The 12,505-nt window shown below is 60.2% G+C and carries 8 protein-coding genes; 6 read left to right on the forward strand and 2 right to left on the reverse strand.

All coding sequences use genetic code 11. The features are described 5' to 3' along the window. Window positions 1–87: 87 nt before the first annotated feature. From PSTU_RS0104735 to PSTU_RS0104755, 5 genes are all read left to right on the forward strand, one after another. Entirely contained in the window at window positions 88–345 is a 258-nt protein-coding gene (locus PSTU_RS0104735; protein WP_019339898.1) for a hypothetical protein, read from the forward strand. A gap of 236 nt (window positions 346–581) precedes the next feature. After that, the gene (locus tag PSTU_RS0104740) at window positions 582–2,387 is read left to right on the forward strand and encodes a phenylacyl-CoA dehydrogenase (RefSeq protein WP_019339899.1); all 1,806 of its coding nucleotides are present in this window, start codon (window positions 582–584) and stop codon (window positions 2,385–2,387) included. A gap of 115 nt (window positions 2,388–2,502) precedes the next feature. Next, window positions 2,503–3,849 (forward strand): GGDEF domain-containing protein, encoded by a 1,347-nt coding sequence (locus PSTU_RS20465; protein ID WP_080571173.1) that lies wholly within the window; start codon window positions 2,503–2,505, stop codon window positions 3,847–3,849. 146 nt (window positions 3,850–3,995) lie between these two features. After that, window positions 3,996–5,789, forward strand: coding sequence for an acyl-CoA dehydrogenase C-terminal domain-containing protein (locus PSTU_RS0104750; RefSeq protein WP_019339901.1), 1,794 nt, complete (start codon window positions 3,996–3,998; stop codon window positions 5,787–5,789). A gap of 220 nt (window positions 5,790–6,009) precedes the next feature. Then, entirely contained in the window at window positions 6,010–7,788 is a 1,779-nt protein-coding gene (locus PSTU_RS0104755) for an acyl-CoA dehydrogenase C-terminal domain-containing protein (RefSeq protein WP_019339902.1), read from the forward strand. A 605-nt stretch (window positions 7,789–8,393) separates the two neighbouring features. Here PSTU_RS0104755 and msrA read toward each other — a convergent pair. Together msrA and PSTU_RS0104765 are read right to left on the reverse strand one after the other, a co-directional pair. Further along, entirely contained in the window at window positions 8,394–9,041 is a 648-nt protein-coding gene (gene msrA, locus PSTU_RS0104760; protein WP_019339903.1) for a peptide-methionine (S)-S-oxide reductase MsrA, read from the reverse strand. A gap of 95 nt (window positions 9,042–9,136) precedes the next feature. Then, window positions 9,137–11,812, reverse strand: a complete 2,676-nt coding sequence (locus PSTU_RS0104765; RefSeq protein ID WP_019339904.1) for an EAL domain-containing protein — start codon at window positions 11,810–11,812, stop codon at window positions 9,137–9,139. A gap of 110 nt (window positions 11,813–11,922) precedes the next feature. Here PSTU_RS0104765 and PSTU_RS0104770 point away from each other — a divergent pair, with 110 nt between their 5' ends. Next, window positions 11,923–12,450 (forward strand): hypothetical protein, encoded by a 528-nt coding sequence (locus PSTU_RS0104770; protein WP_019339905.1) that lies wholly within the window; start codon window positions 11,923–11,925, stop codon window positions 12,448–12,450. The last annotated feature ends 55 nt before the right edge of the window (window positions 12,451–12,505 follow it).

Here is a 12,505-nt window from a genome sequence, read left to right on the forward strand (position 1 = left end):
ACAGGTTCCTTTATAGCGACGTGGAACTGGCGCCAGCGAGGTGTCATCTGCTTCAATGGTGGCGAACTGATTTCGCGGATGCCATATATGCAAATCAACAGCAGTCTTCTCTCCGCGGGTCTCGGCGCTTACCAGGCCGGACAGCAGCGTGTCGATCAGGCAGGCGCCGCCATAGCCGGGCAAGGCCTACCGATGGCGGATAATTCCCAGGCGGTGGCCGAAACGGTCGACCTGACCGAGGAGCTGGTGCAATTGAAAGTTGGCGAGCATCAGGCCAAGGCTGGCGCTCGAATCCTGCAGACCGCCGACGAAGTGCTCGGCACCCTGATCAACACCAAAGCCTGACCGCACTGGCCTTCCTGGCCGAGCGACAGGCTTTTTCCTAAGTCGCAAATCCTCCCAAGTGTCCAGCGACGCGCCGACGAACGGCGTGAGGGTCGCTGCTTGACATCGACTGGCCCTAAACGTATGTTTCAAACGCCTGTTTGACCTGCCGGAACGAAGCCGGATGGTCCAATCCAATCAAGCGTGGCTATTCTTTCGGCCACCTGAACCAAGAACCCACCGCTGAGGTTTACGCTATGCCTGACTACAAGGCCCCCTTGCGCGATATCCGCTTTGTACGTGACGAATTGCTCGGCTACGAGGCGCATTACCAAAGCCTTCCGGGCTGTGAAGACGCCACCCCGGACATGGTTAACGCGATCCTCGACGAAGGCGCCAAGTTCTGTGAGCAGGTCATCGCGCCGCTGAATCGCGTGGGCGACATCGAAGGCTGCACCTGGAGCGAGTCCGGTGTGAAGACGCCAGCTGGCTTCAAAGAGGCCTATCAGCAGTTCGTCGAAGGCGGCTGGCCGAGCCTGGCTCATGACGTCGAGCACGGCGGCCAGGGCCTGCCGGAATCGCTGGGCATGGCGATCAGCGAAATGGTCGGCGAAGCCAACTGGTCCTGGGGCATGTACCCCGGCCTGTCCCACGGCGCGATGAACACCCTGCACGAGCACGGCACGCCCGAGCAGCAGCAGACCTACCTGACCAAACTGGTCTCCGGCGAGTGGACCGGTACCATGTGTCTGACCGAGCCGCATTGCGGCACTGACCTGGGCATGCTGCGCACCAAGGCCGAGCCTCAGGCCGACGGCAGCTACAAAGTATCGGGCACCAAAATCTTCATCTCCGCCGGTGAACACGACATGGCCGACAACATCGTCCATATCGTGCTGGCGCGTCTGCCCGATGCGCCGCAAGGCACCAAGGGTATTTCGCTGTTCATCGTTCCGAAGTTCCTGCCGAATGCAGAAGGCGGTGTTGGCGAGCGCAACGGTGTGTCCTGTGGCTCTCTGGAGCACAAGATGGGCATTCATGGCAATGCCACCTGCGTGATGAACTTCGACAGTGCCACCGGTTTCCTGATCGGCCCGCCGAACAAGGGCCTGAACTGCATGTTCACCTTCATGAACACCGCACGTCTGGGTACTGCACTGCAGGGCCTGGCCCATGCCGAGATCGGCTTCCAGGGCGGCATCCAGTATGCGCGTGAGCGTCTGCAGATGCGTTCGCTGACCGGCCCGAAAGCACCGGAAAAAGCCGCTGACCCGATCATCGTGCATCCGGACGTGCGCCGCATGCTGCTGACCATGAAGGCCTTCGCCGAAGGCAACCGCGCGATGCTCTACTTCGCCGCCAAGCAGGTCGACATCACCCAGCGCAGCCAGGACGAAGAGCAGCGCAAGGCCGCCGATGCGATGCTGGCGTTCCTGACCCCGATCGCCAAGGCCTTCATGACCGAAGTGGGCTTCGAAGCGGCCAACCACGGCGTGCAGATCTATGGCGGTCACGGCTTCATCGCCGAGTGGGGCATGGAGCAGAACGTTCGTGACAGCCGCATCTCCTGTCTGTACGAAGGCACCACCGGTATCCAGGCCCTCGACCTGCTGGGTCGCAAGGTGCTGATGACCCAGGGCGAAGCACTCAAGGGCTTCACCAAGGTCGTGCACAAGTTCTGCCAGGCCAACGAAGGCAACGAGTCGATCAAGCAGTTCGTCGAGCCGCTGGCCAAGCTGAACAAGGAGTGGGGCGACCTGACCATGAAGGTCGGCATGGCCGCGATGAAGAACCGCGAAGAAGTCGGTGCCGCCTCGGTGGATTACCTGATGTACTGCGGTTACGCCTGCCTGGCCTACTTCTGGGCCGACATGGCGCGCCTGGCTTCGGAAAAGATCGCTGCCGGCGAAGACGCCGATGGCTTCTACACCGCCAAGGTGCAGACGGCGCGCTTCTACTTCCAGCGCATCCTTCCGCGTACCCGCGCCCACGTCGAAACCATGCTGTCCGGTGCTGACAACCTGATGGACATGGACGAGGCGCACTTCGCACTGTCCTACTAAGGCGCCGCGCAACCAGGAAACCGCTGCTACGGCAGCGGTTTTTTTTGGCTCGTGTTCCGCGATGCCAGTGATTGTTTTCACCCCGTGGGTGAACCTTTCATCAAGTGCAGGCAAAATGCCTGCTTTCCTCACGGCCGTTACCGGAGCCGCCGTGCCTCGCCAGAGCCCCGCTCGTTTCAGTCATTTCTATGCACCGCTGGCGCTATTGGTCGGAGGGCTTGTGGCTGCAGGTCAGCCCATGCTGAACGAGTTCTTCACGTCCTTGTTCAATGTGCTGCCCACCGTCCTGCTATTGCTTGGGGGCGCCTTCTGCATCGCCTATGCACGGGTCCGTGAGACCTTTCTGCTGCTGACGGTTTATATCGTCTATTTCCTCCTCGATACCCAGGTCGACCACTACCGGCTCTCCGGCGTGCTACTGCCAGAGGCTGCGCTGACGTTCCACCTGTGCAGCCTGCTTCTGCCGGCGCTCTACGGTCTCTATGCCCTTTGGCAAGAGCGTGCACACCTGTTGCAGGACGGTCTGGCACGCCTTGCCGTTGTGTTTGTCGTCTCGGTCTTGGCTCTGGCCTTGGCGCGGCGCTTCCCCGCGGGGGTGCTCGACTGGCTGACGGAAGTTCGCTGGCCGTCATTGCAGGCTGACTGGCTGCAGTTGATCCAGCTGGCCTATCCAGTATTTCTGATCGCCATACTCGCCGTACTGGCGCAGTACCTGCGACGGCCTCGGCCAGTGCACGCGGCGCAGTTGGTTGCGCTGATCGGCCTCCTCTTGATGCTGCCGCAGGTGTTCAGTCGTCCCGGTGCGCTCAACGTCTTGAGCAGCCTGATGATGCTGGTGCTGGTGATCGCCATTGCCCAGGAGGCCTATCAAATGGCGTTTCGTGACGAGCTGACCGGCCTGCCGGGCCGTCGCGCCCTGAACGAGCGACTGCAGCGCCTGGGGCGTCAGTACGTAATCGCCATGGCCGATGTGGATCGATTCAAGGCCTTCAATGACACCCACGGGCACGATGTAGGTGACGAAGTGTTGCGCCTTGTCGCGAGCCGGCTACGCAAGGTTGGCGGCGGTGGACGCGCCTATCGCTACGGAGGCGAGGAGTTCGCGCTGGTATTTCCAGGGCGTGATCTGGCGCATTGCCTGCCGCATCTGGAAGCCGTGCGGCAGGCCGTCGAGAGCTATCCACTGCAGCTGCGCGACACGTCCAGCCGGCCAAAGGATGCGGAGCAGGGACGGCAGCGCCGTGGTGCTGCTTCGGCAGCGGCGGTCTCGGTGACTATCAGTATCGGCGTCGCCGAGCGACTGATGACGCAGCGCAGCGCTGAGGAGGTCATCAAGAAGGCCGACCAGGCGCTCTATAGCGCCAAGGGAGCGGGGCGCAACTGCGTCCGCTCGCATGTAGAGAACCGCCGCGGTGCGATGCGTACGTTGAAAGAGGGAGGTTCCGACGCAGTGCGAGGCTGAAAAGCAGCCTGCGCTTGCGCTACGAACTGGTGGGCAGTCGGCGGTTATGGCGGCGCATTCAGCGCCTGCAATGTGATGGCGAGCGGGTCTATCTGTCAGTAGCGTAGCGCGCATAACAATGCACGATGCTGTCCTGGAGAAACGATATGCCCGCTTACAAGGCTCCCCTGCGCGATATGCGCTTTCTGATCGACGAAGTGTTCGACTTTCATGGCAGCTACGCGGCCAACGGTGCTGAAGACGCTACGCCTGATACGGTCAGCGCGATCCTCGAGGAAGGCGCCAAGTTCTGCGAGCAGGTGCTTGCGCCTCTCAACCGTAGCGGTGATGAGGAAGGGTGCCACTTCGACGAAGGTGTGGTGACCACGCCAAAAGGCTTCAAGGAAGCATTTGCGCAGTATGCCGAAGGCGGCTGGATGGGCCTGGCTTCGGATCCTGCCTATGGCGGTCAAGGTCTGCCGCACTCGCTGGGGCTGGTGGTTGGCGAGATGGTTGGCTCGGCAAACACCTCCTTTGGGATGTATCCAGGGCTAACCCATGGCGCCATGGCCGCGATAGCCGCCCACGGCACCAACGAGCAGAAAGAGACCTACCTGACCCGCATGACCGAGGGCCGCTGGACCGGCACCATGTGTCTCACTGAATCCCATTGCGGCACGGACCTGGGCATCATTAAGACCCGTGCGGTCCCCCAGGCCGACGGCAGCTACGCGATCAGCGGCACGAAGATCTTCATCTCGGCCGGCGAGCACGACATGAGCGAGAACATCGTGCATCTGGTGCTGGCCAAACTCCCCGATGCTCCGGCGGGAACCAAGGGCATTTCGCTGTTCATCGTGCCCAAGTTCCTGGCTGATGCTACCGGCGAAGCGGGCGAGCGCAACGCTGTCGCCTGCGGATCCATCGAGCACAAGATGGGAATCAAGGCCTCGGCGACCTGCGTGATCAACTTTGACGGTGCCAAGGGCTTCCTCATTGGTGAGCCGAACAAGGGGCTCAACTGCATGTTCACGATGATGAACCATGCACGGCTGGGGACCGGCATGCAGGGACTGTGCAGTGGCGAGGCGAGCTTTCAGGGTGCCATCCAATACGCCAACGAACGTTTGCAGATGCGTGCACTGACCGGGGCGAAGTTTCCTGAGAAGCCTGCCGATCCGATCATCGTGCACCCCGATGTGCGGCGGATGCTGTTGACCATGAAGGCGTTCAACGAGGGCAACCGTGCCCTGGCCTACTTCACCGCGCAGCTGCTTGATCAGATCCACAGCCCGGACGCCGGCAAGCGCAAGGAAGCCGAGGATCTGCTCGCCTTTCTCACCCCGATCTGCAAGGCCTTCATGACCGATACGGGGCTGGAGGTGACCAACCTCGGCATGCAGGTATTCGGCGGCCACGGTTACATTCGCGAGTGGGGCATGGAGCAGCTGGTTCGTGATTGCCGCATCGCGCCGATCTACGAAGGGACTAACGGGATTCAGGCACTCGACCTGCTCGGCCGCAAAGTGCTCGGCAGCCAGGGCAAGCTGATGCTTGGTTTCACCAAACAGGTACACAAGTTCTGCGAGGCCAACGCGCAGCATCCTGAGCTGCAGCAATACATCACGCAGCTGGCCGGCCTGAATCGCGAGCTAGGCGAGATCACCAGCCGAATCGGCATGGCCGCGATGAAGAACCCTGACGAAGTCGGCGCGGCCTCGGTGGACTACCTGATGTACTGCGGCTACCTGATCCTGGGCTACTTCTGGCTGCGCATGGCCGTAGTGGCGCAGGGCAAGCTCGCCGAGGCGGGCGGCGATGCGGCTTTCTATCAGTCGAAGCTGACCACTGCCGAGTTCTACTTTGCTCGCTTGCTGCCGCGCACCGCAGCCCATAAAGCAGCCATCGAGGCCGGCAGCGCCAGCCTGATGAAACTGGCCGCTGACCAATTTGCTTTCTGATCTGCGCCTCAATCTAAGCCCGCCTTGTGCGGGCTTTTTTGTGCGCGATCGTCGCTGCAGCTCGAGGACTTTGGCCAAGAATACGTGGCTGCCTCGAGCGTCTAGGTGAGAACTGATCAGTCATTTAAAGACGCTTCGGGCGCCGATTAGTCTTCAGTTAGACTCGCGAAACTGCTGCGGCCAATCGGCCGGGTGACACGTTTTCTGCGAGGTCTTTTCCATGGCTGACTACAAAGCACCGCTGCGCGATATGCGTTTCGTCCTAAACGAAGTCTTCGACGCCCCGAAGCTCTGGCAGACGATGCCAGCGTTGGCTGAAGTCGTCGATGCGGAAACCGCCGAAGCCATCCTCGAGGAAGCGGGCAAAATTACGGCCAATTCCATTGCGCCTCTCAACCGCAGCGGCGATGAAGAAGGCTGCCGCTGGGTGGACGGCGCGGTCACCACACCCGCCGGTTATCCCGAGGCATATCGCCTTTACGCCGAAGGTGGTTGGGTCGGTGTAGGCGGTGACCCAGCCTACAGCGGCATGGGCATGCCGAAAGCGATCTCGGCGCAGGTCGAGGAAATGATGAACTCGGCCAGCTTGGCGTTCGGTCTGTATCCTATGCTGACGTCTGGCGCCTGCCTGTCCCTCTATGCTCATGCCAGCGAAGAGCTGAAACAGAAATACCTGCCGAACATGTATGCCGGTGTCTGGTCAGGCTCCATGTGCCTGACCGAGCCACACGCAGGCACTGACCTCGGCATCATCCGCACCAAGGCTGAGCCACAAGCGGACGGCTCGTACAAGGTCAGCGGCACCAAGATCTTCATCACCGGTGGCGAGCACGATCTCACCGAGAACATCATCCACCTCGTACTGGCCAAGCTGCCCGATGCGCCGGCAGGTTCACGCGGTATTTCGTTGTTCCTGGTCCCCAAAGTAATGGTCAACGAAGACGGCAGCCTAGGTGAGCGCAACAGCCTCGGCTGCGGCTCGATCGAGCACAAGATGGGCATCCAGGCCTCGGCCACCTGCGTTATGAACTTTGACGGTGCCACCGGCTGGATGGTCGGCGAGCCGAACAAGGGCCTGGCGGCGATGTTCACCATGATGAATTATGAGCGTCTGGGCGTCGGCATCCAGGGCTTGGCCACGGGCGAGCGTTCGTATCAGAGCGCTATCGAATACGCACGTGAGCGCATCCAGAGCCGCGCACCAACTGGTCCGGTAGCGCAAGACAAGGCCGCTGACCCGATCATCGTCCACCCCGATGTTCGCCGAATGTTGCTGACCATGAAGGCGTTGAACGAGGGCGGTCGCGCCTTCTCCAGCTATGTGGCGCTGCAGCTGGACATCGCCAAATTCAGCGATGACGCCGAAGCACGCCAGCGTGCCGAGGCACTTGTGGCTCTACTGACGCCGGTAGCCAAGGCTTTCCTCACCGACATGGGGCTGGAAACGACTGTCCACGGCCAGCAGGTCTTCGGTGGTCACGGCTTTATCCGGGAGTGGGGACAGGAGCAACTGGTGCGCGACTGCCGGATCACCCAGATCTACGAAGGCACCAATGGCATCCAGGCGCTGGACCTGCTTGGGCGAAAGGTGGTGGGCAGCGGCGGCGAGCTGTATCGCGCATTTGCCGAAGAAGTTCGCAGCTACTGTGCAGCGGCGGGCGGCGAGCTCGAAGAGTTCACGACGCCACTGAAGGCGGCACTGGAGAACCTTGACGCGCTCACTGCCTTCGCCATCGACAGTGCAAAGCGCAACCCCAACGAAATCGGCGCGGCCTCGGTCGAGTACCTGCATGTGTTCGGTTACACGGCCTATGCCTATATGTGGGCCAGAATGGCAGAGGCTGCATTGGGCAAGGAAACCCAGGACGACTTCTATGCCAGCAAGCTAGGCACTGCGCGGTTCTATTTCGCTCGCCTGCTGCCGCGCATCCACTCATTGAGCGCCTCGGTTCGAGCTGGCAGCGATTCGTTGTATCTGCTTGAGGCTTCGCAGTTCTAAAAGCGTTCAATTCCGTGGAGGCACAATGAAATTAATTCGCCATCTCTGGGAACAATGTCTGACGGGCTTAGTCATAGATCTGCATCGCTTGTAGTCAATTACTTACACGCAGCGCCAAGGAAGGGGTCGTGCGTAAGTGAATGCTTACAAGCCGTGGTGCGAACTGCTACTACAGGTTTTTCAGACCGATCGGTAGTCTTTTCGCCACGGACGCCGCGTAGGGAAGCGCTTAAGAAATAAAACGGACGCGTAGCGGAGCGACGCCAGGAAGGCGTAAGTCATGGATGTCGGTTACAGTCTGCAAAGGCCCCGCTTCGGCGGGGTTTTCTTTTTTCCGTGGACAACCACGGCGCCACCGTCGTCAGTCATTAATCCTTTAATGCCGGGTTTCCGGGAGGCGCGCTCCTGCCGGGTCCTGTCTGTAGGGGCAGGCCATGCCTGCGAACCGATACTGCCGACGGGGTCGGCCAGATCCAGACGAAGCTCGCCGGTAACGCAGGCGAGCTGAAGATCTCGATCTGGCGCAACGGCACCGCAAAAGGGCACTAACACAGTGCTGCCTTGCTCAGCCCCTGATTAGCACTAAGCACTGGCAATTTTCCAGCTTAAGCCGGCATGCACACGCCAGTGCCTCCGAGACCACAGTACCCGCCTGGGTTTTTCGCCAGATATTGTTGGTGATAGGCCTCGGCGTAGTAGAACGCCGGCAGATCGGCGATTTCTGTGGTGATGCCGCCTAGCCCGTGCTTGTTCAGTTCGGCCTGAAACCGCGCTTCGCTGTCGCGTGCCATTTCCAGCTGAACGGCGTCGAAGCAGTAGATCGCCGATCGATACTGGGTGCCGATGTCGTTGCCTTGACGCATGCCCTGGGTTGGGTTGTGCGCCTCCCAGAACAGTCCGAGCAGGTCGTTGTAGGAAATCAGCTGTGGATCAAACACCACCAGCACGGCTTCGGTGTGTCCGGTGAGGCCGGAGCACACTTCTTCGTAGGTGGGGTTTGGTGTGTGGCCGCCGGCATAAATCACCGCGGTCGTCCACACACCGTGCTGCTCCCAGAAGCGCCGCTCGGCTCCCCAGAAACAGCCCATGGCAAATATCGCCTGTTGCAGGTGCGCCGGGAACGGTGGCTGCAGCGGATTGCCGCTGACGAAGTGAGTCTCGGGCACCGGAACTGGCGTGGCGCGTCCTGGCAGGGCTTGCCCGGCATCAGGTAGCGCCTGTTTATGTACAAGAATTTGCGAGCGCAGGGTCATTTTGGTCCTCGGGCCTTGGGCATGTTTTCCGCTAGCCTAGGCTACCAAGCTGACAAATCCAACGCGCGCGTGCCCGGACGGTAGGCGTAGAACCGTTAAAGCCAGTGCGGATATCGGCGTAGCGAGCTGATTAGCTGGTCGCCGGGGATGGGTCGATCGAACAGGTAACCCTGTCCGATATCGCAGCGTTGATGGCGCAGGAAGGCCAGCTGCTCGACAGTCTCGATGCCTTCGGCAACCACCTTGAGATTGAGGTTGCGAGCCATGGCAATGACAGCTGAGGTGATCTCGATATCGTCCTGGTTATCCGGAATGTCCTTGATAAAACTCCGGTCGATCTTGATCACATCGATTGGGAATTTCTTCAAGTAGCTCAGCGATGAATAGCCGGTGCCGAAGTCATCCATCGCCAGGGTGACCCCGAGTGCCTTGAGGCCTATCAGTTGCTGACGCGTCGCTTCGGTCGCTTCGAGCAGCAGGCTTTCGGTCAATTCCAGCTCGAGGCGGTCGGTCGGCAGCTTTTCTTCGGAGAGAATGGCGGCGATCGAGCTGACCAGGTCGGGATCGGAAAATTGCTTGGGTGACAGATTTATCGCGATCTGCGGCGTGCCGATGCCGAGTGCGGCGAGCTGCAGGCCCATCTTGCACGCTTCACGTGCGACCCACTTGCCTATCGGGATGATCAGCCCGGTTTCTTCGGCAACGCCAATGAATTGATCCGGGCGGATCATGCCTTTTTCCGGGTGGTTCCAGCGCAGGAGCGCTTCCAGGCCCTGCAGCCGGCCGCTGCGCAGGCAGAGCTTGGGTTGATAGAAAACTTCGAGCTCATTCTGCACCAGCGCTCGGCGCAGATTGTTTTCGACGAACAACTTGTAGTTAGCCTCGGCATGCAAGGCTTCGGTAAACACCTGTACTTGGTTCTTGCCGTTGGCCTTGGCCTTGTGCAGGGCTTGGCCGGCATGTTTCATCAGCGTCTCGGGATCACGGCCATGCAATGGCGAACAGGCCAGCCCCAGGGAGGCACTGACACTGATCAACTGCTTGTCGACGAACAGGGGTTTGTCGAGGGTGCGCAGCACTTGATGCGCCAGCAGCAGGCCCTCTTCCAGGTCCATGTTGTCGAGCAGGAGGGCGAATTCGTTGCTGGCGAAGCGCGCGAGCACACTGTCGCGGTTGAGGCTGTTGCGTAGCCGGCGAGCCAGGCTGGCCAGCAATTTGTCGCCGGTCTGGTGTCCGAGGCTGTCATTGATGCGCTTGAAATTGTCGATATCCACCAGCAACAGGCACAGCTGCGGTTCTTTACCGGTGGCGAAGCGCTCTTCGATACTGCGAATGAAAAACGGGCGATTTCCGAGGCCGGTCAGGTTATCGGTATAGGCCAGGCGTTCGATATGCTGCTGCGCCAACTTGCTATGCGTGATGTCTTCATAAATGCCGATGTAATGCGTGAGCTCGCCGCTCTCACCAAACACCTTGGAAATCGACAGCTGCCCCCAATAAGGCTCCAGGTTCTTGCGACGGCTTCGGAATTCGCCCTGCCAGCTGTTGCCCTGGGACAACGTTGATGAGGTGTCGAACAGCAATTCGCTGAGGTTTTCCAAAGCAGTCAGGTCGGCCAGGCGGCGACCACGAACTTCATCGGCTGAGAACTGGGTAATCGAGGTGAAGCTCGGATTCACATACTCGACGATGCCATCCCGGTCGACCAGGATGAATGCGCTGGCGCTCTGCTCGACCGCGCGCTGGAAGAGGTGCAGGGTATAGGTGGCGCTGACGCGCTGCTGATTGGCCAGCACCTGAGCGTACTGATCGGCCAGTTCGCCAGCGAACGCCACCTCATCGGCATGCCAGGTCCTGACACAGCCGGAGTGTTCCAGGCAGAGTACGCCGAACACCTCACCGCCGACCCTGATCGTCGCGTCAAGAATCGATGTGATGCCGCGTGGATTGAAGCTTATTGGTGCAAGTTCCACGGTGCGGGCGTCTTCTACGACATTCTGCACGTCGATCACCCGCCCCTTATGCAGCGCCTCTACATAACGTGGGCAGGCCGAGATGTCCATAGATGGAGGGTATTCAAAGCTGCCACTAGCGCGGCAGTAAGCTGCGATGGCCTCTAGCTGATCTCCCTTCAAATGCCATATCGATGCACGGGCGATCCCATATGCTTCACTGGCGGCCTGGGTGATCAGCTGCGCAGCCTCAAGCTGTGGATTAGCTGCGCTGTAGCGGTGCCGGGCCAGGCGCACGATAAGACTCTGTTGCGCGCGGGAGCGGATCAGGTGTTCGAGATGCTCATCCTGGGCCTGCTGATAAAACTCCAGAGACGATTGTAGCTTCGCATTCTGGGATTCCAGAGCCGGGGAGGCTCCCGCTGCATGGGGTTCGACGATCAGGTAGCCACGAACCAATTCTCGACCATACTGTTGGCAGAGTTCGCCAATCTCCAGCATGTCCAGCGGCCCATCGGAGGTGTGCAGGCAGTAACGAATGGAATAGTGGCCCAGGGTTGCCAGCTGCGCTTGCACCACGTCATGAAGTTTTAGGCGAGCTTGCGGCTCCATGAGGCTGGCATAAGGCGAGTCGATCAGAGAACAGAGATTATGCGCGGGCTGGCCCAGATAACGATCGCAGGCTGGGTCGAGATACAGCAAGGCCCAGCTGGATTCGTTCAAACGCTCGAAACGCAACATGCCCAGCCTCGAAGGCGCTGGCAACTGCGTCACAACCTCGGTCGCCAAACGGCTGGCGGCATCGGTATGTATTTTCATCGAGCGGTTGGCTTCCAGTATGCTGCGGGAGTCGCTTCGTTAGCCGCAGCTTAGACGCTTTTTAGGGCGCTGAGATGGCTAAATAATATTAATTACTGCAAGGGTGCATCATGCAGCAGGGACTGACAAGTCGGCTATCAAAGTTACTGTTAATCTCGGTTCTCCTGATCGCTGGCGGACCGCTCAACGCCGCCGAGCCAAATACCCTGGGCTCAGACGAACCGTCCCGTTATTTGGCCGAGCTCCAGGCACTTTATCTCACCCAGAACGAACGAAAAGCCCTGCTTGCGCACAGCAATGCGCTGCTCAAGGCCTATGGATTGCGGGCTGCCTATCAAGTGGAGCGGGCCAACCCGGAGGATCTCGAATACCAGATCAGCGTTGGCGCGCCTGGCGAGTTGCGTATCCGTGAGGAGCGCCGCGATGCGTCCGGTAACGTTGCCGTGCGCAACCGTGGGTTCTCGGTGTTCGGCTTGGATCCCTACATCCAGTACCAGTGCCCGCCGCAAGGCGTTGTATGCACCTTCGCGGGCGTGGCTGACAGCGAGCCTTGGCTGACCATCCTCCGTGACCCCAAGGGGGCAGAGGAGTTGGCGAAGGCTCTGTCCTTCCTGTTCCGCAATCTGCAAAAGGGCTGATGACGCTTCGCGGTTAGCCTGACAAACAAAAAACCCGCCACGAGGGCGGGTTTTT

The sequence above is a fragment of the Stutzerimonas stutzeri SDM-LAC genome, from assembly GCF_000235745.1.
In the GTDB taxonomy this organism is placed as follows: domain Bacteria; phylum Pseudomonadota; class Gammaproteobacteria; order Pseudomonadales; family Pseudomonadaceae; genus Stutzerimonas; species Stutzerimonas stutzeri_H.